Here is a 25,055-nt window from a genome sequence, read left to right on the forward strand (position 1 = left end):
CAAGCAGTCAGCAACGGAACCCTCCTCTGCTCCCACCACCATCACGTGATCCACAAAGAACAATGGACCATCCACGTCCGCGCCGGCATCCCCTGGTACACCCCGCCACCCCACCTCGACCCCCAACAAAAACCACGCCAAAACCACTACTTCCGATCGTGAACCACCTGTGCCTTGAGGGTCCGTAGAGACGGGCACCATGTGCCGGCCCCGCCCGAGCTTGGGCCCAGCGGACCGCCTCGATCGCTAGGGGAACCGCACAGTTGATGCAATAGTGGCGGGATGATCAACCAGCAGCAGCTCTGGGACGACGAAGCGGCGGGGAAGTACGACACCCCCGGAGAGGGAATGTTCTCGCCCGAGGTGCTTGGCCCCACAGTCGAAGTCCTGTCGGAACTCGCGGGCGGCGGGCCGGCCGTTGAGTTTGCCATCGACACGGGCCGGGTCGCCATTCCCCTCTCACAGGCCGGGGTGCACGTCAGCGGCCTCGAGCTGTCCCATGCGATGATCTCCCGCTTGCGGGAGAAGGACGGCGCGGAGGCGATCCCCGTCGTGCAGGGTGACATGACTGAGGCGGTTGCGGGCGACAGCTTCTCCCTCGCTTTCCTCGTGTTCAACACCATCGCGAACCTCCTGACTCAGGAGGACCAGGTGCGCTGCTTTCAGAATGCTGCCAATCATCTGGCCCCCGGCGGGCGCTTCGTCATCGAGCTTTGGGTGCCGCAACTGCGTTCGTCGCCGCCGGGCCACCAAGGAACCGTTGAAGTGAGCCGACCGGGGTACCTGCTGGTCGACACTTTTGACGTGCTCAATCAGCACGTCATCTCGCACCACGTCGGGTTTGGTCCAGAACTCTCCGACGGAAGGGAGGCACGAATTGGGGGGACGCCACACCGCTACATCTGGCCCAGCGAGCTCGACCTTATGGCGAAACTGGCCGGCTTTGAGCTGGAATCCAGATGGGCGGACTGGGATGGCAGCGACTTCACCGGAGAATCCCGCAGCCACGTGTCGGTTTACCGGCTGGCTGCAGCTGAATCGCGTCTTAAGGAATTTTGAAGGGGAGGGGAGTGCCCGCCGGGAACGGCGCCGTGCCCTGGCCCGGCGTCATCGTGAACCATTCGCCGTTCTGCTCGGTCAGGAAAAGTAGTTGCCGGGCACTTGTGTCGAGCGGGTCGCCGTCCGGATAGGACTGACCGCAAGTCGCGGGCATTGAGGCCACGCGTACCGGGCCCGCACCGATTCCGCCCTTGATCACCTGCTCAACTTCCACCGTGTGGACGTTCGCCTGGTATCCGTAGATCCGGAACTCGCCGTCCCGCTTCAGCGGATTGCCGACCAAGACCGCACCGGCGTGGTCGAAGCGCTGTTGCATCGTCTCGAACTGCACCCAATCGACGCAGACGTCTGTGCGGCCTACCGGGATAAGCCAGCAACCGCAAAGCAGCAAAAGCAACAGCGCTCCGTTCACCGCTGCCCCCGCTACTCTCCGCATGCTCAGACCTTAGTTGCCAGGGGGAACAAGGTCCATGGAGAACAGCCTGCCGGCGCTTCAGCGGAACAGGACGAAAACGCGGAGCGGCCCGGGACTGAAGTCGGCACCCTCCGTGAAACCCAGAGCTTCATAAAATGCGCGCTGGCCGGGCTCGTTGTCGGTGATGAGAACGGTCTGACGGACGTGTCCATACCGCCGCTGGACCTCTTCCAGCAGGGCGCGCCCCACGCCGGAGCCCTGAAACGTCGGATCCACAAGGATGTCCTGCAGGTAGCAGATGGTCGCGTCATCCGAGACCGCACGGGCCAGGCCCACAAGGGTCCCGCTGGCATCGCGCGCGGCAACCACGAACGATGAGTTCCGGATGGCCCGCACCAGCACTTCCGGATCCCGGGTGTATGCGGCCCATCCCACCGATTCGTAGAGCGCCAACGCCTCGGCGTCGGACACGTCCGGGCTGGCGGAGACGGAAAACTGAGGCATCGGACCAGTGTGGCATGCTGAACTTCGTGCAGACCCCGGAACCGACAGCTGCTCCGTCACGAGTCCTCTTCTATGGCGTTACCGGAAGCGGAAAGTCCTCCGCTGCCCATGCCTACGCGGCACGAACGGGGCTCCCGGAGTTCTCGGCCGACGACGACATCGGCTGGCTCCCGGGGTGGCGGCAGCCCGACACCGCCATACAGCGGGAGCTCGCAGCGCACATCGCCGGCCAGGATCAGTGGGTCCTCGACAGTGCCTTGGCGTGTGGCGTGACCTCGTGGTGCCGCGCGCGGAATTGATCGTGGGCCTCGACTACCCACGGTGGCTCTCACTGTTCCGATTGATCCGGCGCTCACTTCGCCGCGTCATCGCCCGGGAAGAGGTCTGCAACGGCAACAAGGAAACGCTCGGCCGCCTCCTTGCCACCGACTCGATCATCGGATGGCATTTCCGATCGTTTACACGCAAGCGACGGGTCATGCGCGATCTGCAAAAGGCTCCCGGCGCCTCGAAGGTCCTCATCTTCCGCCACCCCCGCGAACTCGAGGAATGGCTTCAGGGGCTCCCTGAAGCAGACCCGCGCCGCGCCGGGTAGTGCGCAGCCGGACCTGTTAACGGTGAACGGCCTCCGGTGTTACCAGTTACCCGCCGGAGGCCGCCGCCGCTGAAACTACTTCTTCCCGAACAACCCGCCCAGCAGCCCGCCGAGGCCGCCCTCATCCTTGCGCGGTTCCTCGTTCTGTCCCGGGCCCTGCTGGTCCTGCCCGGGCAGGTCGATGTCGATCAGCTCGCCCGGCTGCGGGGCGCCAGCGGACGTGCCGGCGTCCTGGGTCTGCGGAACCGGCTGCAGCCCCGGTCCCGCGTCATTCCGGGCTGCGGCCTCGTCCGGGGCCACGGCCTCGTTGGCGGTGCGTTGCTGCCCGCCGAACATGCCTCCGAGGATGTCGCCCAGGCCGCCGCCTGCAGCCCCGCCGGCCCCGGCGCCGCCGAGGATCCCGCCCAGGATTCCGCCCAGGTCGATGCCACCGGCTCCCGGCTGTCCGCCGGCCTGGCCCGCCCGGCCGCGTCCGCCGAGTACCTTGTTGGCCAGGTAGGACATGACGATCGGCGCCAGGATCGGGAGCAGCCTACGGACCAGGTCACCGCCCACTCCGCCAAGCTGCGCCGTACCCGCCAGCTGGCTGGCCACCTGGTCCTGCCGGCCGCCGAAAACGTGGTTGACGATTTTTTCGCCGTCGGCGGTGTCCACCTGCGCCACGTCCACACCGCCGTCGACCAGCCCGTCGCGGTGCTGGCCAAGCGCCGACTCCAGCGAAGCGGCGCCCTCGGGGGCCTGGGCGTTGTTGTGCAGACCGGCGAGCAGGGTGGGGACCGCTGCCTCCACCGCGGACTGGGCGGTCTGCCGGTCGGTGCCGAGCATGCCGGCGATCTGATCGACGGGGATTTGCCCGAGGATGTCTTGAAGCTCAGTCATGGCGTTCTCCTTCTGCCGCGGGACAGGCCTGCGGCGACGGGTGGTGGCGGCGGCAGCGTTGCCGCCGTCGAACTGCTGCCCTTGCATCGTAGCCCGGCGTCAAGGGGGCAGAAAGGCATTCACCGGGGCCCCGCGAAGCGTCCGGCGCCGGGGACGTTTACGGGTAACCTAGGAGAGTTCCGGAGCCGCCCCGACGCTGCCGGAAAAGCACAGGCAGGAAGCAAAAGGCGAGGTTGATGGTCCACATTTGGAACGATCCGTCCGAAGTCCCGGCGGACTTCGGCCCTTCCGTGGTCACGTTCGGGAACTTCGATGGTGTGCACCGCGGCCACCAGCAGGTGCTCTCGCAGCTCATCCGCACCGCCCGCCTGAATCATGCCCGTGCCGTCGCCATCACCTTTGACCCGCACCCGGCGCAGGTCCACCGGCCCGAGTCCGCACCCGAACTGATCATGGGCCTCGAGGACAAGCTCGTGGCCCTGGGTGAAGTGGGCCTGGACGCGGTCCTGGTCATGAAGTATTCGCTCGAACTGGCCAGCCTGACGCCGGAGGAGTTCGTTTCCTCGGTGCTTGTCGGCGCCCTCAAAGCCAGCCACGTTGTGATCGGCCACGACGCGCGCTTCGGCCGCGGCAACTCGGGGGACCTGGACACCATGAAGGAACTGGGGGAGAAGCTCGGCTTCGAGGTCCAGGTCATCAGTGAGTTCGGTTCGGAAGGTTACCCGCTGCACCGCGGCGCTGAAGGTGCGCACGACGGCGGTGCGCACGACGGCGTGGAGGACCGGCGCTGCTCCTCGACCTGGGTCCGGGAAGCCCTGCGCGAGGGCGACGTCGCCACCGCAGCGGCGGTCCTGGGACGGCCGCACCGCATGCGCGGCGAGGTGGTCCACGGCGCGGCCCGCGGCCGCGACCTCGGCTTTCCCACCGCCAACCTCTCCCCGGACGCCACCGGCTTCATCCCGGCGGACGGCATCTACGCCGGCTGGCTCGTCGACCAAGCGGGCACCCGCTGGCCGGCCGCAATCTCCGTCGGGTCCAACCCCACGTTCGACGGCGTCAGCCGTCAGGTCGAAGCCCACGTGATCGACCGGCCCGAAGAAGCCGTCGAAGACTTCGATCTCTACGGCCAGACAGTGGTGGTGGAATTTGTGGCCCGCCTGCGCGGGATGGTCGCGTACCGTGGCCCGGAGGCTCTGGTGGAACAGATGCGCCTGGACGTCGTGCAGGCCCACGACCTCCTGACCGGCAGCTGACCCGCCCGCACGACCGCAGACCACGCCGAGGAAGGCAAGACGTGACACTCGAGAAGAACACCCGGGAACTGGACAAGGACATCGTCCGGGACTTCAGCTCCCGGATGAGCTACGCCTCGTACCTGCAGCTGCCCACGCTGCTCAGCGCCCAGCAGCCGGTGAGCGAGCCGGAGCACCATGACGAACTGCTGTTCATCATCCAGCACCAGACCACGGAGCTGTGGCTGAAGCTGGTCCTGCATGAACTGCGCAGCGCCGCCGCCTGGCTCCGCGCCGATGACCTCGGCTCGGCCCTGAAAGCGATCGCCCGGGTCAAGCACATCCAGAAGACCCTCACCGAGCAGTGGTCCGTCCTGGCCACCCTGACCCCCACCGAGTACTCGCAGTTCCGCGGCTTCCTCGGCAACTCGTCCGGGTTCCAGTCCAGCCAGTACCGGGCGGTGGAATTCCTGCTCGGCAACAAGAACCGCAAGATGCTGCCGGTGTTCGAATCCGATCCCGAAGCCCACGGCATGCTGCAGGAGCTGCTGGAGGCGCCCAGTATCTACGACGACTTCCTCGCCTACCTCAAGCGCCAGGGCTTCGACGTGCCGGCCGCGGTCCTGAACCGGGACGTCAGCCAGGCCCACGAGTTCACCCCCGAACTGGTCCCGGTGTTCAAGCACATCTACGAGAACGCCGCCGACAACTGGGGTGCCTATGAGGCCTGCGAGGAGCTCGTGGACCTCGAAGACAACTTCCAGCTCTGGCGCTTCCGCCACCTGCGCACCGTGCAGCGGACCATCGGCATGAAGTCCGGAACCGGAGGATCCAGCGGTGCCGCCTTCCTGCAGAAGGCCCTTGACCTGACCTTCTTCCCCGAGCTCTTTGCGGTACGCACGGAGATCGGCCAGTGAGCGCCGCCATGCCCGCGCCCGGCCCCGCCGGCGACAACACAGCCCTGTGGCAGCGCGCCCTTGACCTTGACGCCGCGGACCCGCTGGCGGGCTACCGCGACCACTTCATCGGCGCGGAGTCCGAACTGTGCTACCTGGACGGCAACTCGCTCGGCCGGCCGCTCAAGCGCACGGCAGATGACATTGCCAGCTTCATCAAGGACAGCTGGGGCGGCCGCCTGATCCGCGGCTGGGACGAGGAATGGCTCGAACTGCCGCAGAGCATCGGGGACCAGCTCGGCCGGGCCGTGCTGGGCGCCGCTCCCGGGCAGACCATCATTGCCGACTCCACCACGGTGGTGCTCTACAAGCTGATCCGTGCCGCCCTGGCTGCGGTCGGAGACCGGGCCCGGACCGAGATTGTGCTGGACACGGAAAATTTCCCCACCGACCGGTACCTCGTCGAGGGTATCGCCCGCGAGGAGGGGCTCACCCTGCGGTGGATCGAGCCCGACCCGGCCGCCGGGGTAACCGTGGACCAGGTGCGCGCCGCCACCGGCCCGGCGACCGCCGTCGTGGTCCTGAGCCAGATCGCCTACCGCTCCGGCTTCCTGGCGGACCTTCCCGGCATCACCGCTGCCGTGCACGACGCCGGCGCCCTGGTGGTGTGGGACCTGTGCCATTCGGCCGGTTCGGTGGAGATCGGCCTCGACGCCGCTGACGTGGACTTCGCGGCCGGCTGCACCTACAAGTACCTCAACGGGGGACCGGGGTCACCCGCCTTCGGCTACGTCAACGCCCGGCACCTCCCCGGCCTGCAGCAGCCGATCTGGGGCTGGATGGGGCGCAAAGACGCCTTCGAAATGGGCCCGGGATACCAGGCCGCCGCCGGAATCCGGGGCTTCCTCAGCGGCACCCCGGCGGTCTTCGGGATGCTCGCGATGCGCGGCACCCTGGACCTGCTCGAAGAAACCGGCATGGCCGCGGTCCGGGAGAAATCGCGCCAACTGACCGCGTTCGCCGTCGAACTCCACGACGCCTGGCTGGAACCGGCCGGCGTGCGGCTGTCCACCCCGCGGGACCCGGAACGGCGCGGCAGCCACATCACCGTGGACCACCCGTCCTTCCGCGGCATGACCGCCGCGCTCTGGGAGCAGGACGTGATCCCGGACTTCCGCGCCCCGCAGGGCATCCGGATCGGACTCTCCCCGCTGAGCACCTCGTTCGCCGAGGTCTACCGCGGGGTCGCGGCAATCCGGGAGCTGCTGGCCTCGGAACAGTAGCGGCGCCCGGCCGCCGGGGCGGATGGTTTAGACAACTTCGACGGCGTGCCAGTAAACTAGGCGTTGGTTCCGGCTGCAGTCCGTGGCGGCTGGTTCCTGCTGTGTCGGCAGACCTTCCTTCGGGAGGCGATTCGGCGCGGCACCCCCGGCAGTGAATTACTGATTCGGGCCTCACGGCACAACTCTAGGAGTTATTGTGGCACTTGACGCCGCTGTAAAGCAGTCCATCATGAAGGAATACGCAACGTCCGAGGGCGACACCGGTTCGCCGGAGGTCCAGGTTGCGGTTCTGACCCAGCGGATCAAGGATCTGACTGAGCACATGAAGGAGCACAAGCACGATTACCACACCCAGCGCGGTCTGCTGGCCATGGTTGGTCGTCGCAAGCGCATGCTCACCTACCTCAAGAACACTGACATCAACCGCTACCGTGCGCTCATCGAGCGCCTCGGCCTGCGCCGCTAGTCAGCTCTAAGGGGCGGCCCTTTCCATCGGAAGGGGCCGCCTTCTTCAAACAAAACTCAACAGGAGGATCAACCGCATCACGCATTCGCGGTCCTCGGTAGTGACCTCCGGGAGCGGCTTCAATGAACTGAAGCCCCAGCCCGTGGGTCTCGATCGATGACCGGGTGCAGTGCAGTCCAGTAGACAGATGCTGGGCTGGGTTGATGCGGCTGGACTCCGTAAACCAAGAAACGGAGGTGACTCTCTTGGAGGGTCCCGAAATCCAGTTCTCAGAAGCCGTCATTGACAATGGCCGCTTCGGCAAGCGGGTTATCCGCTTTGAAACCGGCCGTCTTGCCAAGCAGGCAGCCGGCGCAGCCATGGTCTACATCGATGAAGAGACCGCGCTGCTGTCCGCAACCACCGCCGGCAAGCACCCGCGCGAAGGTTTCGACTTCTTCCCGCTGACCGTCGACGTCGAAGAGCGCATGTACGCCGCGGGCCGTATCCCGGGCTCGTTCTTCCGCCGCGAAGGCCGTCCCTCGACGGAAGCCATCCTGGCCTGCCGTCTGATGGACCGCCCGCTGCGTCCCGCGTTCGTCAAGGGCCTGCGCAACGAGGTCCAGATCGTCGTCACCGTGCTCTCCATCAACCCGGATGAGCTCTACGACGTCGTCGCGATCAACGCCTCCTCGATGTCCACCCAGCTTTCCGGCCTGCCCTTCTCCGGCCCGATCGGCGGCGTCCGCGTTGCCCTCGTCGCCGACGAGAACGGCACCCAGTGGGTGGCCTTCCCGAAGCACTCCCAGCTGGAGAACGCCGTCTTCAACATGGTCGTTGCCGGCCGCATCGCGGGCGACGACGTCGCCATCATGATGGTTGAAGCCGAAGCCACCGACAACTCCTGGAACCTCATCAAGGAGCAGGGCGCCACCGCCCCGACCGAAGAGGTCGTCTCCGAGGGCCTCGAGGCTGCCAAGCCGTTCATCAAGGCCCTCTGCGAGGCCCAGGCCGACCTGGCAGCCCGTGCTGCCAAGCCGACCGTCGAGTTCCCGGTCTTCCTGGACTACGAAGACGACGTCTACGCCGCCGTCGAGTCCGCTGCCGCCGAGAAGCTTGCCGCCGTCTTCCAGATCGCTGACAAGCAGGAACGCGACAACGCCTCCGACGCGCTCAAGGACGAGGTCATCTCCTCCCTGGCCGGCCAGTTCGAAGGCCGCGAGAAGGAACTCTCCGCAGCCTTCCGCTCGGTGACCAAGCACGTCGTGCGCCAGCGCATCCTCAAGGACCAGATCCGCATCGACGGCCGCGGCCTGACGGACATCCGCCAGCTCACCGCCGAGGTCGAGGTCCTGCCCCGCGTCCACGGTTCGGCCATCTTCGAGCGCGGCGAGACCCAGATCATGGGTGTCACCACGCTGAACATGCTCAAGATGGAACAGCAGATCGACTCGTTGTCGCCGGTGACGCGCAAGCGCTACATGCACAACTACAACTTCCCGCCGTACTCCACCGGTGAGACCGGCCGCGTCGGGTCCCCGAAGCGCCGCGAAATCGGCCACGGCGCCCTGGCCGAGCGCGCCATCATGCCGGTGCTGCCCAGCCGCGAAGAGTTCCCCTACGCGATCCGCCAGGTCTCCGAGGCCCTCGGCTCCAACGGTTCGACGTCGATGGGCTCCGTCTGCGCCTCCACGCTGTCGCTGCTCAACGCCGGTGTGCCGCTGAAGGCCGCCGTTGCCGGTATCGCCATGGGCCTGGTCTCCGACCAGGTCGACGGCCAGACCCGCTACGCCGCCCTGACCGATATCCTCGGCGCCGAAGATGCCTTCGGTGACATGGACTTCAAGGTCGCCGGTACCTCCGAGTTCGTCACGGCCATCCAGCTGGACACCAAGCTCGACGGCATCCCGGCCTCCGTGCTGGCCGCCGCCCTGAAGCAGGCCCGCGAAGCACGCCTGCACATCCTGGACGTGCTGAACTCCGCGATCGACACCCCGGACGAGCTCTCCGAGTTCGCGCCGCGCGTCATCGCGGTCAAGATCCCGGTAGACAAGATCGGCGAGGTCATCGGCCCGAAGGGCAAGATGATCAACCAGATCCAGGAAGACACCGGGGCTGACATCTCGATCGAGGACGACGGCACCGTCTACATCGGCGCCACCAACGGCCCGTCCGCCGACGCCGCCCGGTCCGCGATCAACGCCATCGCTAACCCGCAGGTCCCGGAAATCGGTGAGCGCTACCTGGGCACGGTCGTCAAGACCACGACCTTCGGCGCCTTCGTTTCCCTGACCCCGGGCAAGGACGGTCTGCTGCACATCTCCGAGCTGCGCAAGATCGCCGGCGGCAAGCGCGTGGACAACGTCGAGGACGTCGTCTCCGTCGGCCAGAAGATCCAGGTGGAAATCACCAAGATCGATGACCGCGGCAAGCTCTCCCTCTCGCCCGTCGTGGCGGATGAGGCAGGGGATGCCGGCAACGCTGGGGTCTCCGAGGAGTCCGCAGAGTAGTCTTTCCTGACTCGCGCAGCGGGGCCGGTGGATTCGTCCACCGGCCCCGCTGCCGTTAAAGGCAGGTAGGATTGCAGGCAGATTTGGCGCGTTTTCCGCAACGGTTTCCTGAAAGGCCTTGATGACTGTCGTCCCCCTGCCGCTCGAGCAGAACCAGCACGCTGACACCCTCGTCCACGGAGCCGACGGCGGCTCGGAAGTGCGGCGCTCGGTGCTGCCCGGCGGGGTCCGGGTGCTGACCGAAGCGATGCCGGGTCAGCGGTCGGCCACGATCGGGTTCTGGGTCGGCGTCGGCTCGCGCGACGAAGCCCCCGGGCAGCACGGCTCCACGCATTTCCTGGAGCACCTGCTGTTCAAGGGCACCAAGCGGCGCACCGCCCTGGAAATTGCCTCGGCGTTCGACGAGGTCGGCGGGGAATCCAACGCCGCCACCGCCAAGGAGAGCACCTGCTACTTCGCCCGGGTGCTGGACACGGACCTGCCGATGGCCATCGACGTCATCGCGGACATGATCACCGGTGCTGTGCTGGATCCGCAGGAGATGGAGCAGGAACGCGACGTCATCCTCGAGGAAATCGCGATGGACAGCGACGACCCCACCGACGTCGCGCACGAGCACTTCGTCGCCGCGGTCCTCGGCACGCACCCGCTGGGCCGGCCGATCGGCGGCACGCCCGACGCGATCCGCGCCGTCGCCCGTGACTCGGTCTGGGACCACTACCGCCGCTACTACCGACCGGACGAGCTGGTCATCACCGCCGCCGGGGGACTGGACCACGACGTCGTCTGCGGACTCGTCGTGGACGCCCTGCACTCCGCCGGTTGGGAACTCGAGCACGACGCCGCCCCGGTGCAGCGCCGCTCCACCGAGCGCGCCTCGATCACCGGAACCGCGGGCCTGCACGTGGTCAAGCGCCCGGTGGAACAGGCCAACATCATCATGGGCTGCCCCTCCCTGGTCGCCACCGACGACCGCCGGTTCGTGATGAGCGTGCTCAACGCCGTCCTCGGCGGCGGGATGTCCTCCCGGCTCTTCCAGGAGGTCCGCGAGAAGCGCGGCCTGGTCTACTCGACGTACTCCTTCGCCTCCTCCTACGCCGACGCCGGCTACTTCGGCATGTACGCCGGCTGCACGCCGTCGAAGGTCCGCCAGGTCGTGGACCTGCTCGGCGCCGAACTGGACAAGCTGGCCGAGGGCGGCATCACCGAGGAGGAGTTGCGCAAGGCCGTCGGCCAGCTCAGCGGCGGAATTGTCCTGGCCCTCGAAGACACCGGCTCGCGGATGTCCCGGCTGGGCCGCGCGGAACTGGTGTCCGGCGAGTACCAGGACATCGACGAAACCCTCCGGCAGATCAAGGCCGTCACCGCCGCCGAGGTCCAGGAACTGGCCCGCGAACTCGCCGCCGCCCCGCGCACCGTGACCGTCGTTGGACCGTTCGAGGAAACCGAGACGTTCGGCCTCTAACGACGCTCCCTCACCTCCGGCGCGGATACGGCGGATCCTTTCTCAGATCAGACGGCGACGGGCGCAGGCTCGGGGACACGTCGGCACACTGTGGTCATGAACGGGCTGAACTCACGCGCCTTTCCCAGCCGCAACCCGGCAGAGTGGATCAGCTTGCCGCCCTCCACCCGCAGCGTGTGGCGGGCTGTACCGCGGTCGCTCCGCCGATCGATGGTCAGGGTGCCATCGTGCCAGCTGGCGCGGGCCGGCGGTTCCGGAGGCAGGCCCATGCTGTTGACGTGGTACCAAAGCGTGTCCGGGTGGGCTGTGTCCGCAGTAAAAACGCCGATGCCTTCGGTTTTAACGCCGTCGGAATCCGTATGGCGATAACTCATCGTCACTGCCAGGCCGGCTGCGGCGCGGGCGAAGACCACTTCGGCCCCGGCGGTCCGGGCCGGACCCCATGCCGTGGCTTCCCACTGGGTGGTGCCGCTCCACTGCCCCAGAAAGGATTCCAGCGCCTCGAGTGCGCTGCCTGGCAGCGGTCGGTCCATGCTTCCTCCGCGTCGGTTTCCCTCAGACTGGCCCCGCCACCATCATCACGCCCTGTCCGGCGGCTGTAAAGGATGTCGACCCCGACCGGATCCGGGGGAGGGGCAGCCATGCCGTGCTCGAACGTTGCCAGTTCGTTATCGGGCGGGCGTTGAATCCCGTTGACACCGTGTGAGCTGCACCATAGATTTGCCGTAATCTGAATCACCTTTCAGGTTCAGTTCACTCCCTTGTCAGACCTCCTGCCGGATCTCCCTGCCCTGATTCCGCGGATTCTCAACGAAAGGCATCCCGTGAAGGATACAAAGAAGTTCCTGATGGTCGCCGTGATGGCGACCGGGCTCGCCCTCAGCGCCTGCGCCCCCACCGGCTCGGCCGCGCCGGCGGGTTCCGGCGGTGCCGGCAACGCCGCCGAACCCGTCAACGTAGGCATCATCTATTCAAAGACCGGACCCCTTGCGGCGTACGGCGCCACCTACTACGAGGGCCTGCAGGCCGGCATCGACTACGCGACCGGCGGCACCGGCGAGATCAACGGCGCCAAGATCAACCTGACCTACGCGGACGACGCCGGCGATCCGGACAAAGCAGTTACCGCGGCCAAGGACATGATCGGCAAGGGCTACAAGATCATTGGCGGCACGGCGTCGTCAGGTATCGCCGTGAAGCTCGCGGAGCAGGCCCAGCAGAACAAGATCCTCTACATCTCCGGGGCTGCGGCCACCGACGCGATCCAGGGCGTGAACAAGTACACCTTCCGTTCCGGCCGCCAGAGCCTGCAGGACGTCGCCACCGCGGGCACTTTCATCGACACCAAGGGTAAGAAGGTCGTCGTCTTCGCGCAGGACAACGCCTTCGGCCAGGGCAACGTCGCCGCCGTCAAGGCTGTCCTGGGAGCCAAGGGCGCGACCGTGGACTCCGTCCTGGTCCCGGAAAACCAGGAACTGACCCCGTTTGCGCGTCAGCTCCTCGACACCAAGCCGGATATGGTCTTCGTGGCCTGGGCCGGGGCAACCACCGGCAGCATGTGGCAAGCGCTCAGCCAGCAGGGAGTGTTTGACGCCGCCCCCGTCGTGACCGGTCTGGGCGACGCGTCCAGCTTCGGCGCCTACGGCCCTGCGAGCTCCAAGATCAGCTTCCTCAGCCACTACTTCCCGGGTGCCTCGGGGACCGAGGTGGAAAAGAAGATGATCGCCACCGTCGAGAAGGCCGGCCACAAGCCGGACCTGTTCACCCCGGACGGCTTCGTCCTTGGCCAGCTGATCGCCCAGGCAATCAAGGAAGGCGGCGGGACGGACCCTGATGCAATGGTCAAGGCACTTGAAGGCTTCAGCTTCGACGGCCCCAAGGGCAAGCAGACCGTCCGCGCATCAGACCACGCCCTGATCCAGGACATGTATCAGGCCAAGCTCGCCAAGAAGGGTGATACCTGGATCCCCGAGCTGGTCAAGGCGATCCCGGGCGAGACGGTCGCTCCGCCGGAAAAGAAGTAGCCCAGCGGCATTGAGCTTCGGCTCACCCCGCCCGCCAGCGAGCTAGAACGAAGGAACCGTATGACAACCCCAGCCCTGCCCGCCCTCGAGGTGGATGGCCTTGGTCTGCAGATCGGCGGTGCACGCATCCTCCAGGATGTGAGCTTCGCCGTCGGCGCCGGCGAAATGATCGGCGTCATCGGCCCCAACGGGGCCGGCAAGACCACCTTGTTCAACCTGATTTCCGGCGTGACGCGGCCCACCGCGGGCAGCATCACGCTGAACGGCAGGGAGATCACGGCCGCGCCCATCCACCGCCGGGCGAAGGCAGGGCTGGGACGGACCTTCCAGACCTCCAACCTGTTTCCCCGGCTCAGCGTGCTGGAGAACGTCCGACTCGCCGCCCAAGCGAAACTGGGTGGCAGCTTCAGCGTTCTGCGCTTTCCGTCAATCTCGGACGAAGCCACCCGGATCGCACGGGACACGATCGCGGAGGTCGGCCTCACCGGAAAACTCACGACGGCTGCGGGCGACCTTTCGCACGGCGAGAAGCGCAAGGTGGAGATCGCCGTGCTGCTGGCCACCGACCCGGCAATTGTCCTGCTCGACGAGCCGATGGCCGGGGTGGCGTCGGGGGACGTCCCGTCCCTCACCGCGATCATCCGGGGAATGCACCGGGACCGCGGCTGCACCGTGATGATGGTCGAGCACCACATGGACGTTGTGCTGGGCCTGGTCGACCGGGTTGCCGTGATGCACCATGGCAGCCTGCTGGCCCTGGACAGCCCGGCCGCCGTTATGGCCGATCCCACCGTGCAAAGCGCCTACCTCGGAGAACCCGTATGAGCACCGCAGCCGAACGCAGCGCCACTGAAGCCCCGCCCATCCTGCGGGTCGAGGGCCTCAACGCCAGGATAGCCGGGCAACAGGTGGTGGAAGATGTGTCCTTCACCGTGCCCGCGACCGGAATCACCGCCCTGCTGGGCCGCAACGGCGTCGGGAAGACCAGCACCATCAAGGCCATCATCGGCCTGATCGACCGCGCGGGAGTCGTCGAACTGGCCGGCGAACGGATCGAGAAGGAAGCCACCTTTAAGATCATCCAGCGTGGGGTTGGCTACGTCCCGGAGGACCGTGAGGTCTTCTCCGAGCTGACGGTCGCGGAGAATCTCCGGCTTGCCGAACGCGACGCCGCCCCGCGCAGGCAACTGGTGGAGGAGCTTTTCCCGGACCTGTTGGCGCGCTCCGGGCAGATGGCCGGAACGCTGTCCGGCGGCCAGCAGCAGATGGTCTCGCTGGCTCGGGCACTGTTGAACACCAACAAGATCCTGCTGGTCGACGAGCCCACCAAGGGCCTCGCGCCAAAGATCGTCGGTGAGGTGGCGGAAACGCTGGCCGAAGCGGCCAGAACCGTCCCCATTCTGCTGGTCGAGCAGAACCTGCACGTCGTCCGCCAGCTTGCAGAAGGCGTCGTCGTACTCTCCGGCGGGCGCGTGGTGCACACCGGCCGTGCCCTCGATTTCCTCGATGACGCCAGACTGATCCAACGGCACTTGGGTGTCTCCAGCGACACCGCTTCCCACGGAGAGACCGCCGCGGAACCAGCCCAGAAAGGCGCAGCCCTGTGAGCACCCTCGTCCTGCTACTGTTCACCGGCCTCGGCCTGGGTGCACTCTACTTCCTCGTGGCCGCCGGGCTGTCCTTGATCTACGGGCTGATGGGGGTGCTGAATTTTGCTCACGGCGCCTTCCTGACCCTCGGTGCCTTCACAGGCTGGGAGATGGCCCGCCGCGCCGGCTCTGACAACTGGGGGGTCTTCCTGCTCTCCCTCGTCATCGGGGCGGCCGCCGGCGCAGCCTTTGCCGCGTTCACCGAGTTCGTCCTGATCCGCCGGCTCTACCAGCGCCACATCGAACAGGTGCTCGTCACGCTGGGCCTGTCCCTCGCCGCCGTCGCACTGTTCGACGGCACCTGGGGAACCGACCCGGTATACATCCAGGGCCCGGCGTGGTTCAAGGACACCACCGACATCCTCGGCGCCCGGGTTCCCAACGACCGCTTCGTCTGTATAGTCGCCGCCCTGTTGGTGCTGCTGGCGCTGGTGTTCTTCCTCAAGAAGACCCGCTACGGCATGATCATCCGAGCCGGCGTGGAAAACCGGTCCATGGTCACCGCCCTCGGCATCGACGTCCGCAAGGCCTTCACCCTCGTCTTCACCATCGGCGGGGCGGCGGCCGGACTCGGCGGCGTCCTCGCCTCGCACTACTTCGGCTACGTCTCACCGATGCTCGGCGGCTCGCTGCTGATCTTCGCCTTCATCGTCACGGTGATCGGCGGGCTCGGCTCGCTGACCGGAGCGGCCATCGCCGCCGTCGCCGTCGCCGTCCTGCAGCAGTTCGCGAACTTCTACCTCGGCGGCACCGGCGACTTCGTCGTCGTGCTCGCCCTGGCGCTCGTCCTGCTGTTCCGTCCCACCGGCCTGCTTGGGAGAACCGCATGAGCACCGAAACCGACACCTCGAGCACCGGGGGCTCCGCACAGCCTGCGGCCGACGGCGGCGCAGCCCGCCGGAGCCGGAAGGCCGACGTCGTGGGAGGACCCGGTGCCGGACCCGGCGGAGCGCGCCCCGGCGCGGGGGCCCGAAGGCTGGTGGCGTGGGCCTCGGGCGCGGCCGGTGTACTGCTCCTGGTCCTGCTTCCGCTGCTGAACATTTCGCTGCCGGGCGTGCTGCCGGGACCCAGCTACACCCCGGGATCCCTGCAGCTGCTGGCCATGTCCATGCTGATGGCGGCCGCGGCCCTGACCTACCACCTGCTCCTCGGTGTTGCCGGGCTGCTGTCCTTCGGGCACGCGCTCTACTTCGGAGCCGGCGTCTACGGGCTCGCGATCATTCTGCAGAACTTTGACATCCCGTTGCTTCCGGCGATGGGACTGACCCTGCTGGTTGTGATCGTGCTGGCACACGTGGTCGGCAGCATCAGCCTGCGGGTCAGCGGCATCCCCTTCGCCATGGTCACGCTGGCGTTCGCCCAGGCCGGGTCGGTCATCGTCGGCCGCAACCCCGACGGCAGGACCGGCGGCGACGAGGGTATGACGCTGCGCACCGACAACCTGCCAGACTTCCTGGTCGGCGTCGTCAACACCCGCAACCTGTACTGGCTGGCGCTGGCCGTGCTGGTGGCCGTCTTCGTCATCGTCACCTGGGTGCAGTCCTCCCGTGCCGGGCACACCGCGGCCGCCGTGCGCGAAAACGAACTGCGCGTCCGGGTCCTGGGCCTGCAGCCCTACCTCGTCAAGCTGCTGATCTTCGTTCTCTCCGCGATCCTGGTGTCCGTGATCGGCATGGTCTTCCTGCTGCTGCAGAGTGGCGCCGTGCCGCGGGCCATCTCCTCGGACCTCACCATCATGCTGTTGGTGATGGTGGTTCTGGGCGGCGTGGGCTCGCGTTGGGGTGCTGTGGTCGGCGGCGTGTTCTACACCATCCTCGACCAGCGGCTTACGACACTGGCCAACTCCGAGGCCGTAAAGTCACTCCCGGACATCCTGCGGGTACCGTTGTCAGAACCGTTGTTCATCCTCGGCACGCTCTTCATCCTGGTGGTGCTCTTCCTGCCCGGCGGCCTCGCTGGTACCGCCGAGCGGCTGGCGCAGCGCCGCCGGGGCACCAGTGCCGGCAGCGGCGGTACCGAGACTCCCCAAGACATCCTGGAGGACGCCGCATGAGCCACCCGACCGGTCCGAACCGCGCCGACGGCCTGCACACCTTGGGCCGCTGGACCACGGACCGCAGCCTGTCCACCCCGCACAGGGTCGCCATTGACGACCGGGGCTGCACACTGCTGTACAGCGAGCTGGAACGCCGCGCCTCCGCCCTGGCCGACGGGTTCCGTGCCGCCGGCTACCGGATCGGGGACCGGATCGCCAGCCTGACCGGTAACAGCTCGGACCACGTCGTGGCCTTCTTCGCCTGTGCCAAGGCGGGGCTGGTCCTGGTCCCGCTGTCCTGGCGGCTCTCGCCCAAGGAGCTCGCGGCCCAGCTTGAGGTCGCCGAGCCCCAGCTGCTGCTGGTTGAAGGCGACCTCGACGCCCTTGCCGCCGCAGCGTGCGCCTTACTGCCGCGCCGGCCGCGGACCGTTGCCCTGGGCCCCGGCGGCGTCGAAAAGTCGGTACCGCCGCCCACGCACGTGCGCCCGGCGGCCCCCGTTGACGCCGGCACGCCACGCCGGGAAGTGCGCGACGACGATGCCCTGCTGATGATTTTCACCTCCGGCACCGAGGGCGCCAGCAAGGCCGCCGTCCTGACCCACGCCAACTGCTTCTGGAACAACCTCTCGCTCTCGCGGACCCTGGACATGGGCAGCAACGACGTGGTGCTGGCCGTGCTGCCGCAGTTCCACGTGGGCGGCTGGAACATCCAGCCGCTGCTGGCCTGGTGGGTCGGCGCCACCGTGGTGCTGGAACGCGGATTCGATCCGGGGCGCGTCCTGCAGCTCATCGCGGAGCGCGGCGTGACCATGCTGATGGGGGTGCCGACCCAGTACCTCATGCTCGCCGAACACCCGGACTTTGCCCACGCCGAACTCGGCAGCCTGCGCCACGCGGTGGTGGGCGGGGCCCCAATGCCGGCGCCGCTGCTGCGGATCTGGCACCGCCGCGGAGTGGCCCTGAGCCAGGGGTACGGACTGACCGAGGCCTCGCCCAACGTCCTGTGCCTGCCGAACGAGGACGCCGAACGCATGGTTGGCTACTCCGGCAAGCCCTACCCGCACGTCGCCGTCGCGGTGGCGGACCCCGCCACCGGTGAAATCCTCGACGGCGCCGCGACCGGAGAGCTGCTGGTCGGCGGCCCGGGAGTGTTTGCCGGCTACTTCCGGGACCCCGCCGCCACGGCCGCCGTCCTCACCGACGGCTGGCTGCGCACCGGCGACCTCGTGGAGCGCGACGCCGACGGGTACATCAAGGTGGTGGACCGGCTAAAGGACATCTATATCTCCGGCGGCGAGAACGTGGCACCGGCCGAGGTCGAGGCCGCCTTGCTGACCCATCCCGCGGTGGCGCAGGCCGCCGTCGTCGGGGTGGAGGACGCGCGCTGGGGTGAAACCGGCATGGCCTTCGTCGTGGTCCGCCCCGGCATGGCCACGGACGAACAGGAGCTCCTGGAACACTGCGGCTCCCAGCTGGCCCGCTTCAAGGTGCCGGCCCGGGTCAAGATGGTCTCCGCGCTGCCCCGCACGGCGCTGAACAAGGTACTCCGCGCCAAGCTCCGGCAGGAGCTGGCCGGCCGCCCCGAGGCCGGGAACGCCCGGGCGGCCGCGTCCGCGGCAGGCGGCCGGCGATGAGCGCCGCGCCGCGCACCGCCCGTGGAACCCGCACCCGGGCCAAGCTGCTCGAGGCCGCGGAGTCGGTCTTCGCCTCGGTGGGCTACCACGAGGCCTCGATCGTCAAGATCACCGAGGCAGCCGGCGTTGGCCTCGGGACCTTCTACCTGTACTTCGACGGCAAACAGGCCATCTTCGACGAAGTGGTCGAGGACCTGAACCGGCGGGTCCGGCACGCCATGACCGACGCCGCCCGCGCCGCCGGCACCCGGCTCGAAGCCGAACGCGCCGGCTTTAGGGCCTTCTTCCGCTTCACCGCCGAGCACCCCGCCTTGTACCGCATCATCAGGCAGGCCGAGTTCGTCTCTCCCGGCGCCCTGCGGCTGCACTACACCCGTGTTGTCAACGGCTACATTGAAGGCCTGAAGGCGGCCCAGCTCAGCGGCGAGGTCCGGGAAATGGACCCCACCGTGGCCGCCTGGGCGCTGATGGGCATCGGCGAACTGATCGGCATGCGCTGGGTGCTCTGGGACGAGGAAGGCGCCGAACCCGCCGCCGGAGCCCGCCCCGACGTGCCGGAAGAAGTCTTCGAGGAAATGATGCAGTTCATCGAACGGGCGCTTGCGCCCGACCCCGGATCCGCAACGGACCCCGCCGCTAACCCCACCCCGCCCCAGGAAGGGACACAGCCATGACGCAGACCACGAACCAGGACACCTACCGCACCGTCGACGTGGCGGTCCGCGGCGGCACGCTGCACACCGCGCTCTGGGGCCCGGAGGATCCGGACGCCCCCACGATCCTCGCGGTGCACGGCGTGACCGCCTCGCACAAGGCCTGGGCGTACGTGGCGGCCGCGCTTCCCGACGTGCGGATCATCGCCCCCGACCTGCGCGGCCGCGGCCGCAGCAACTCACTGCCCGGCCCCTACGGGATGCCCTCGCACGCCGAAGACCTCGCCGCAGTACTCGCCGAACTGGCTCCCGGCCCGGTCGTCGTCGTGGGGCATTCCATGGGCGGCTTCGCCTCGCTCGTGCTCGCCAACCGGTTCCCGGAGCGCGTCCGCTCGCTGGTGCTGGTCGACGGCGGACTGCCGCTGCAGGTCCCCGAAGGTCTCTCGGACGAAGAAATCATTTCCTCGGTGCTCGGACCTGCCGCGCAGCGCCTGAACGCCACTTTCCCCAGCCGGGAGGTTTACCGGTCCTTCTGGCGGCAGCACCCCGCCTTCAGCGCAGACTGGGGTCCGCTCGTGGACGCCTATGTGGACTATGACCTGACCGGCGAGGAGCCGGAGCTTCGGCCCGCAACGCGGTACGAGGCGATGGCCGAGGACACCGCGGACCTGCACCGGGGCGCCTCCCTGTTGAAGGCCCTGGACGAACTCGCCGTTGATGCCGTGGTCCTGCGGGCGCCGCGGGGCCTGCTCAATGAACCGGCCGCCCTCTATGCACCCGGCTACCTGGAAGGCTGGGCGGAGAAGCTGCCCAGCCTGCGGGTCGGCGAGGTGCCGGATGTCAACCACTACACGATTGTCATGGGCGAAGCCGGCGCCGCGGTCGTGGCGGACAGCGTGCGCGAGGCCCTGGCCGGAAGCTGAGGCCCGGGGCCGTCCCCGCCTAAACCGGCGCCGGGCGGGCGGGCGGTTCCCTGAACACCAGGACGGGACAGTGCGCGTGGTGGACCGCCTGGCTGGAGACCGAACCGAGGAGGAGGCCCGCGAAACCGCCGTGTCCCCGGGAGCCCACGGCCACAAGGTCGGCGCCCCGGGAGGCTTCGACCAGGACCGCGCCCGGGTTGCCCTGGACCACGCGGCCTTCGACGGGCACGGTGGCGCCGCGGACTCGGTCGAGTTCCTCATCCAGGATCACTTGGGCGTCCGTCCGGAAGATCTCGTAATCCCAGCTCTGGCCGAGCGCGTCGGAGACGTAGGGGTAGTGCCATGCCGTCAGCGCCAGGATGCTGCCGTGCCGGAGCCGGGCTTCCTCCACGGCCCAGTCCATCGCCGCCCGCGACTGCGCGGACCCGTCCACGCCGACGACGATCGTGAAGGGTGCATTTGCGGCCATGGCAATCCTTACGTCGGCGGACGCCCCCGGAGCGGGACAGCTCCCCATGGTGCTACGCCGGGACCCGGCACCGCGAGTGCCATTGGACCCGTCGGCCGCGGAGCCCGCGGGGGAGCGCGCTTCGGTGAAGGAGCCTAGCCGCCGGCGAACGGCGGCAGTACGTCGACGACGTCGTCGGGGCCCAGCGCCGCCGAGGTGTTGCGGACCGCCACCTCATTGAGCAGGAAGCTGGAGCGGGCCAGGATCCGTTCCAGCGGCGGGGTGCCGGCCGGCGGCTCGGGGCGCTCGACGGCGAGGACCGCCTCGATCAGCTCGGCCAGCGTCGCGCCGCCGGCCAGGTCGAATTTTTCCTCGTCCCGGCCGGCGGCGGCGCGCGCGGCGGCGAAGTAACGTACGTGCACGGGTGGGTCAGCCTCCGATGGCGCTCATGCTGCGGTCCGGCTGGACGAAGTCCGGTGCGTCCAGTCCGACGTGGTCCATGCCGTGGGCCTTGGGCTTGAGCCACATCGCATCCTGCCAGCGTTCGGCGAGCTGCCCGTCGGTGGCGCCGCTGCGCAGCAGGCCCAGCAGGTCCGTCTCCTCGCGGGAGAACAGGCAGCTCATGATCTTGCCCTCGGCCGTGATCCGGGTGCGCCGGCAGTCGGCGCAGAACGGCTCGGTCACCGAGGCGATGATCCCCACGGTCCCGAGCACCGGGCCGGCGGCCTGGTCCGTGCCGGGCACCCGGGCGCGGACCTCGAAGCGTTCGGCCGGGGCGCCGTCGCGCTCCCGGGGATCGGCGCTGAGCACGTAGTCAGCGGACAGCAGCTCCCGGATCTCGGCGGCCGTGATCATGTTTCGGCGCGTCCAGCCGTGGTCGGCGTCCAAGGGCATCTGTTCGATGAACCGCAGTTCATACCCGCGCTCCAGCGCCCATGCCAGCAGGGCCGGCGACTCGGCGTCGTTGATCCCGCGCATCAGCACCGCGTTGAGCTTCACGGGTCCCAGCCCGGCGGCCCAGGCGGCGTCGACGCCGGCCAGCACACGGTCCAGGAACGGCCTCCGGGTCAGCTTGGTGAAGGTCTCCTCGTGCAGGGAGTCCAGCGAGACGTTGATCCGGGTGAGCCCGGCGGCCTTCAGCCCGGCAGCTTTCTTGTCCAGGCCCACGGCGTTGGTGGTCATCGAGATGGGCAGGTCGGGGTGCTCCGAGCGAAGGGCGGAAATGATGTCCAGCAGGTCGGCCCGGACCAGCGGTTCCCCGCCGGTCAGGCGCAGTTCGCGCACACCCAGCAGGCTGACGCCGACGCGGACGATCCGGACAATTTCCTCCGCCGTCATGACGGCCTGCTTGGCCAGCCACTCAAGGCCCTCGGCCGGCATGCAGTAGGTGCAGCGCAGATTGCATTTGTCCGTCAGGGACAGCCGCATGTCCGTGGCGGTGCGGCCGTACCTGTCAACGAGTCCGGCGGGCATTCCGGCCGGCCGCCCGGCGGGCGCCGGAAGGTCCGTGCCGGAGCCGCCGGCGGAGCGGGGCTGGGGCATGCCAAGCTGAACACTCATAAAGTCAGGCTACGCCACTGCGGGCCGGGCATCACGCCCCCCGCCGCGGGAGATTCGGCGCCCGCCGCCCGGTTACAGTAAACCTGACGCCCCGCCCGCCGAGCCGAAGGCCAGGAACCCATGCACCACACCGCACACAGGACCGTGACCGTCGAAGCGCACCGGGCCAAGGTGCGTGCGCTGCTGGCCCCGCTGGCGGACCGGGTCGAGACGGTGCCGCTCCGGGACGCCCTGGGCCGCGGTCTGGCCGCCGACGTCGTCGCCCCGCTTGACCTTCCGCCGTTCGCCAACTCGCAGATGGACGGCTTCGCGGTCCGCAGCGCGGACCTTCCCGACGGCGGCGCCGAACTGCGCGTCGCTGCTCCCGTCCCGGCCGGGGCCGAACCCGCACCCCTCGTCCCCGGCAGCGCCGCGCCGATCATGACGGGTGCGATGATCCCGGCCGGCGCCGACGCCGTCGTCCCCATTGAGCAGGCGCTCCCGGACTCCTTCCCGGCCCCGGGCGCGGCCGCGACCGTCCGGCTGCCCGGCACGCCGGCCGGAAACTACGTCCGCGACGCCGGCAGCGACATCGCCGCGGGAGCGACGGCCCTTGCTGCCGGCACCTTCCTGGGCCCCGGCCAGCTCGGCCTGCTCGCCGCCCTGGGCCTCACCGAGGTCCCCGTGCACGCCGCGCCACGGGTGCTGCTCGTGACCACCGGGGATGAGGTCGTGGAGCCCGGCAGCCCGCTGGAGCCCGGCAGGATCTACGACGCCAACGGCACCCTGCTCGAAGCGTCCCTGCGCCAGGCCGGCGTGGCCGTCACCCGCACCGGCATCTCCGCCGACAACCCGGACGAGCTGGCGCAGCTGCTGCACCGGCACGCACCGGAAGTGGACCTGGTGATCACCACCGGGGGAGTCAGCAAGGGCGCCTACGAGGTGGTGCGGCAGGCGCTGGCGGACCACGACGTCGAATTCGGGCCGGTCGCGATGCAGCCGGGCGGACCGCAGGGGCTGGGCAGCTTCGAGGGGGTGCCGGTCCTGGCCTTCCCCGGGAACCCGGTCAGCTGCCTGGTCTCCTTTGAGATGTTCCTCCGGCCCGTACTTTCCGGGCTCCTCGGGGCGCCGGCGCCCCGGCCCGTGGTGCGGGGCCGCCTTGCCGAGGCCCTGAGTTCACCGGAGGCCAAGCACCAGGTCCGGCGCGGCAGCCTCGGCCCGGACGGCACCGTCAGCCTGGTCGGCGGCGCGGGCTCCCACCTGGTGCATGCGCTCGCCCGCTCGAACGTCCTGGTCCAGGTCCCGGCGGGAACGGCGGCGCTCGCCGGGGGCGATGAGGTGGAAGTATGGATACTGTGAGCGAAACAGAGAACCCCACCCCGAAGGGTCCAGCCTCCCCGGACCAGGCTGTCCTGACCCATCTCCGCCAGGACGGCACCGCCCAGATGGTCGACGTGTCCAACAAGGCCGAGACCACGCGGGAGGCCACCGCCACCGCCACGGTCAACAGCACCGCCGAGGTGCTGGCCCTGCTCGGCGCCGGAGAGCTGCCCAAGGGCGACGCGCTCGCGGTCGCCCGCGTCGCCGGCATCCTGGCCGCCAAGAAGACCCCGGACCTGATTCCGCTCTGCCACCCGCTGCCGCTGACCAAGGTCACCGTCGATTTTGAGCTCGACGCCGAGTCCGTCACCGTGTTCGCCACGGTCAAGACCCGCGGGGTGACCGGCGTGGAGATGGAAGCGCTCACCGCGGTGTCCGTCGCGGCCCTGAGCGTGTACGACATGATCAAGGCCGTGGACAAGCACGCGGTCCTGACCGACATCAAGGTGCTGGCCAAGAGCGGCGGCAAGAGCGGGGACTGGACCCTGTGACCGGCATGAACCAGCCCGACCCGCACCGCCACGGCGAAGCCACCGGCCGCAAGGCGGGCATCGTGATCGCGTCCACCCGCGCCGCCGCCGGCATCTACGAGGACCTCACCGGCCCGGTCATCGCCGACTGGCTGACCGAGCACGGCTTCGAGCCCTTCCCCGCGATGGTCGTGCCCGACGGCGAGCCCGTCGGGGCCGCCCTGCGCGCGCTGCTGACCCAGCACCCCGCCGTCATCATCACCAGCGGCGGCACCGGCCTGAGCCCGACCGACGCGACGCCGGAACAGACCCTGCCGCTGCTGGACCGGGAAATCCCCGGCATCATGGAGGGCCTGCGCAGCGCGGGCACCGCCAAGACCCCGATGGCCATGCTCAGCCGCGGCCACGCCGGGGCCGCCGGCAGCACCTTTATCGTCAACCTCCCGGGGTCACCGAAGGGCGTCATGGACGGCCTCAGCGTCCTGGACCCGATCCTGGGCCACCTCTGCGACCAGCTGGAAGGCAGCCATGGACACTGAACCGGGCACCGAATCCGCCTTTGAAATCGTCCACGCCGTGCTCAGCGCCGAACCCATCTCGGTGGACCTGGCCATCGCCGCGGTCGAATCCGACACGGCCGGCGCCGTCGTCAGCTTCAGCGGCGTGGTCCGCAACCACGACGGCGGCCAACCGGTCCAGCGGCTCAGCTACAGCGCGCACCCCACCGCGCACCAGGTGATGACCGACGTCGTCGCTCAGCTCGTCGCCGAGCAGGCCCCCGCCGGTGCGGGAGCACCGTCCCAGCCGGTGAAGATCTGGGCCGCACACCGGACCGGGATGCTGGAGATCGGCGATCCCGCCCTGGTCTGCGCCGTCTCGGCCGCCCACCGCGGACAGGCCTTCGCGGTCTGCGCCGAGCTCGTGGACCGGATCAAGGCGCAGGTTCCGATCTGGAAGGAACAGTTCTTCACCGACGGCACCGTCGAGTGGGTCGGGGCGGGGGAGTAACGCCGCCGT

General features: G+C 68.6%; 27 protein-coding genes and 1 pseudogene. 21 read left to right on the forward strand and 7 right to left on the reverse strand.

Annotated features, from left to right (window positions below; genetic code table 11):
* Positions 1 to 9: 9 nt before the first annotated feature.
* Positions 10 to 162 (forward strand): annotated as a pseudogene (locus ASG71_RS17215) (HNH endonuclease); the annotation flags it as partial.
* Positions 163 to 282: 120 nt separating this feature from the next.
* Complete coding sequence (locus tag ASG71_RS14655; protein ID WP_056740577.1) at positions 283 to 1,059, forward strand: class I SAM-dependent methyltransferase; 777 nt, start codon at positions 283 to 285, stop codon at positions 1,057 to 1,059.
* Here the strand turns inward: ASG71_RS14655 and ASG71_RS14660 are convergent.
* Positions 1,046 to 1,456 (reverse strand): hypothetical protein, encoded by a 411-nt coding sequence (locus ASG71_RS14660; protein ID WP_056740579.1) that lies wholly within the window; start codon positions 1,454 to 1,456, stop codon positions 1,046 to 1,048. The two genes, ASG71_RS14655 and ASG71_RS14660, sit on opposite strands and share 14 nt — an antisense overlap.
* Before the next feature lie 96 nt (positions 1,457 to 1,552).
* Positions 1,553 to 1,978 (reverse strand): GNAT family N-acetyltransferase, encoded by a 426-nt coding sequence (locus tag ASG71_RS14665; protein WP_056740580.1) that lies wholly within the window; start codon positions 1,976 to 1,978, stop codon positions 1,553 to 1,555.
* A gap of 262 nt (positions 1,979 to 2,240) precedes the next feature.
* Here ASG71_RS14665 and ASG71_RS16840 point away from each other — a divergent pair, with 262 nt between their 5' ends.
* A complete protein-coding gene (locus ASG71_RS16840) occupies positions 2,241 to 2,573 on the forward strand; it encodes a hypothetical protein (protein WP_200948006.1) in 333 nt (110 codons plus the stop codon).
* 75 nt (positions 2,574 to 2,648) lie between these two features.
* Here the strand turns inward: ASG71_RS16840 and ASG71_RS14675 are convergent, their stop codons facing one another.
* Positions 2,649 to 3,452, reverse strand: coding sequence for a DUF937 domain-containing protein (locus tag ASG71_RS14675; protein ID WP_056740582.1), 804 nt, complete (start codon positions 3,450 to 3,452; stop codon positions 2,649 to 2,651).
* A 236-nt stretch (positions 3,453 to 3,688) separates the two neighbouring features.
* Between ASG71_RS14675 and ASG71_RS14680 the strand changes: the two genes are divergently transcribed.
* From ASG71_RS14680 to ASG71_RS14705, 6 genes are all read left to right on the forward strand, one after another.
* The gene (locus tag ASG71_RS14680) at positions 3,689 to 4,705 is read left to right on the forward strand and encodes a bifunctional riboflavin kinase/FAD synthetase (RefSeq protein ID WP_056740584.1); all 1,017 of its coding nucleotides are present in this window, start codon (positions 3,689 to 3,691) and stop codon (positions 4,703 to 4,705) included.
* Between the two features lie 41 nt (positions 4,706 to 4,746).
* On the forward strand, positions 4,747 to 5,601 hold the full coding sequence (gene kynA / locus ASG71_RS14685; RefSeq protein ID WP_056740586.1) for a tryptophan 2,3-dioxygenase: 855 nt from the start codon (positions 4,747 to 4,749) through the stop codon (positions 5,599 to 5,601).
* Between the two features lie 8 nt (positions 5,602 to 5,609).
* Entirely contained in the window at positions 5,610 to 6,863 is a 1,254-nt protein-coding gene (kynU, locus tag ASG71_RS14690) for a kynureninase (RefSeq protein WP_056740804.1), read from the forward strand.
* Positions 6,864 to 7,059: 196 nt separating this feature from the next.
* The gene (gene rpsO, locus ASG71_RS14695) at positions 7,060 to 7,329 is read left to right on the forward strand and encodes a 30S ribosomal protein S15 (RefSeq protein WP_056740588.1); all 270 of its coding nucleotides are present in this window, start codon (positions 7,060 to 7,062) and stop codon (positions 7,327 to 7,329) included.
* A gap of 245 nt (positions 7,330 to 7,574) precedes the next feature.
* A complete protein-coding gene (locus ASG71_RS14700; RefSeq protein ID WP_056740590.1) occupies positions 7,575 to 9,818 on the forward strand; it encodes a polyribonucleotide nucleotidyltransferase in 2,244 nt (747 codons plus the stop codon).
* 121 nt (positions 9,819 to 9,939) lie between these two features.
* Complete coding sequence (locus ASG71_RS14705; protein ID WP_056740592.1) at positions 9,940 to 11,283, forward strand: M16 family metallopeptidase; 1,344 nt, start codon at positions 9,940 to 9,942, stop codon at positions 11,281 to 11,283.
* A gap of 47 nt (positions 11,284 to 11,330) precedes the next feature.
* Here ASG71_RS14705 and ASG71_RS14710 read toward each other — a convergent pair whose 3' ends face one another.
* Positions 11,331 to 11,816 (reverse strand): hypothetical protein, encoded by a 486-nt coding sequence (locus ASG71_RS14710; RefSeq protein WP_056740593.1) that lies wholly within the window; start codon positions 11,814 to 11,816, stop codon positions 11,331 to 11,333.
* A 291-nt stretch (positions 11,817 to 12,107) separates the two neighbouring features.
* Between ASG71_RS14710 and ASG71_RS14715 the strand changes: the two genes are divergently transcribed.
* Genes ASG71_RS14715 through ASG71_RS14750 form a run of 8 tightly spaced genes read left to right on the forward strand, consistent with a single transcriptional unit; the run spans position 12,108 to position 20,201 of the window.
* Positions 12,108 to 13,307: a substrate-binding domain-containing protein gene (locus ASG71_RS14715; protein WP_056740594.1), complete on the forward strand. Its 1,200-nt coding sequence runs from the start codon at positions 12,108 to 12,110 to the stop codon at positions 13,305 to 13,307.
* 60 nt (positions 13,308 to 13,367) lie between these two features.
* Positions 13,368 to 14,132 (forward strand): ABC transporter ATP-binding protein, encoded by a 765-nt coding sequence (locus tag ASG71_RS14720; protein WP_056740595.1) that lies wholly within the window; start codon positions 13,368 to 13,370, stop codon positions 14,130 to 14,132.
* Positions 14,129 to 14,914: an ABC transporter ATP-binding protein gene (locus ASG71_RS14725; RefSeq protein WP_056740596.1), complete on the forward strand. Its 786-nt coding sequence runs from the start codon at positions 14,129 to 14,131 to the stop codon at positions 14,912 to 14,914. Before ASG71_RS14720 ends, ASG71_RS14725 begins: the two co-directional genes overlap by 4 nt.
* Positions 14,911 to 15,786: a branched-chain amino acid ABC transporter permease gene (locus tag ASG71_RS14730; protein ID WP_056740597.1), complete on the forward strand. Its 876-nt coding sequence runs from the start codon at positions 14,911 to 14,913 to the stop codon at positions 15,784 to 15,786. The genes ASG71_RS14725 and ASG71_RS14730 overlap by 4 nt, the downstream gene beginning before the upstream one ends.
* Complete coding sequence (locus tag ASG71_RS14735) at positions 15,783 to 17,009, forward strand: branched-chain amino acid ABC transporter permease (RefSeq protein ID WP_082575211.1); 1,227 nt, start codon at positions 15,783 to 15,785, stop codon at positions 17,007 to 17,009. Before ASG71_RS14730 ends, ASG71_RS14735 begins: the two co-directional genes overlap by 4 nt.
* Positions 17,006 to 18,625 (forward strand): class I adenylate-forming enzyme family protein, encoded by a 1,620-nt coding sequence (locus ASG71_RS14740; RefSeq protein ID WP_082575223.1) that lies wholly within the window; start codon positions 17,006 to 17,008, stop codon positions 18,623 to 18,625. The genes ASG71_RS14735 and ASG71_RS14740 overlap by 4 nt, the downstream gene beginning before the upstream one ends.
* Positions 18,622 to 19,299 carry a TetR/AcrR family transcriptional regulator gene (locus tag ASG71_RS14745; RefSeq protein ID WP_056740599.1) on the forward strand — a complete coding sequence of 226 codons (678 nt, stop codon included), beginning with the start codon at positions 18,622 to 18,624 and terminating at the stop codon, positions 19,297 to 19,299. Before ASG71_RS14740 ends, ASG71_RS14745 begins: the two co-directional genes overlap by 4 nt.
* Entirely contained in the window at positions 19,296 to 20,201 is a 906-nt protein-coding gene (locus ASG71_RS14750; protein ID WP_056740601.1) for an alpha/beta hydrolase, read from the forward strand. Before ASG71_RS14745 ends, ASG71_RS14750 begins: the two co-directional genes overlap by 4 nt.
* Before the next feature lie 19 nt (positions 20,202 to 20,220).
* Here the strand turns inward: ASG71_RS14750 and ASG71_RS14755 are convergent, their stop codons facing one another.
* The 3 genes from ASG71_RS14755 to moaA form a co-directional block, all read right to left on the reverse strand.
* Positions 20,221 to 20,670: a universal stress protein gene (locus ASG71_RS14755; RefSeq protein ID WP_056740603.1), complete on the reverse strand. Its 450-nt coding sequence runs from the start codon at positions 20,668 to 20,670 to the stop codon at positions 20,221 to 20,223.
* 134 nt (positions 20,671 to 20,804) lie between these two features.
* On the reverse strand, positions 20,805 to 21,071 hold the full coding sequence (locus ASG71_RS14760; RefSeq protein ID WP_056740605.1) for a MoaD/ThiS family protein: 267 nt from the start codon (positions 21,069 to 21,071) through the stop codon (positions 20,805 to 20,807).
* A 7-nt stretch (positions 21,072 to 21,078) separates the two neighbouring features.
* Complete coding sequence (gene moaA, locus ASG71_RS14765) at positions 21,079 to 22,209, reverse strand: GTP 3',8-cyclase MoaA (protein WP_200948007.1); 1,131 nt, start codon at positions 22,207 to 22,209, stop codon at positions 21,079 to 21,081.
* A 120-nt stretch (positions 22,210 to 22,329) separates the two neighbouring features.
* Between moaA and glp the strand changes: the two genes are divergently transcribed.
* The 4 genes from glp to ASG71_RS14785 are packed head-to-tail and all read left to right on the forward strand — an operon-like array spanning position 22,330 to position 25,046.
* Positions 22,330 to 23,547, forward strand: coding sequence for a gephyrin-like molybdotransferase Glp (glp, locus tag ASG71_RS14770; RefSeq protein WP_056740609.1), 1,218 nt, complete (start codon positions 22,330 to 22,332; stop codon positions 23,545 to 23,547).
* Entirely contained in the window at positions 23,535 to 24,059 is a 525-nt protein-coding gene (moaC, locus tag ASG71_RS14775) for a cyclic pyranopterin monophosphate synthase MoaC (protein WP_056740611.1), read from the forward strand. Before glp ends, moaC begins: the two co-directional genes overlap by 13 nt.
* 5 nt (positions 24,060 to 24,064) lie before the next feature.
* A complete protein-coding gene (locus ASG71_RS14780) occupies positions 24,065 to 24,577 on the forward strand; it encodes a MogA/MoaB family molybdenum cofactor biosynthesis protein (protein WP_056740809.1) in 513 nt (170 codons plus the stop codon).
* Positions 24,567 to 25,046 carry a molybdenum cofactor biosynthesis protein MoaE gene (locus tag ASG71_RS14785; protein ID WP_056740612.1) on the forward strand — a complete coding sequence of 160 codons (480 nt, stop codon included), beginning with the start codon at positions 24,567 to 24,569 and terminating at the stop codon, positions 25,044 to 25,046. Before ASG71_RS14780 ends, ASG71_RS14785 begins: the two co-directional genes overlap by 11 nt.
* Positions 25,047 to 25,055 lie beyond the last annotated feature (9 nt).

The organism is Arthrobacter sp. Soil763 (genome assembly GCF_001428365.1).
Lineage (GTDB): Bacteria > Actinomycetota > Actinomycetes > Actinomycetales > Micrococcaceae > Arthrobacter.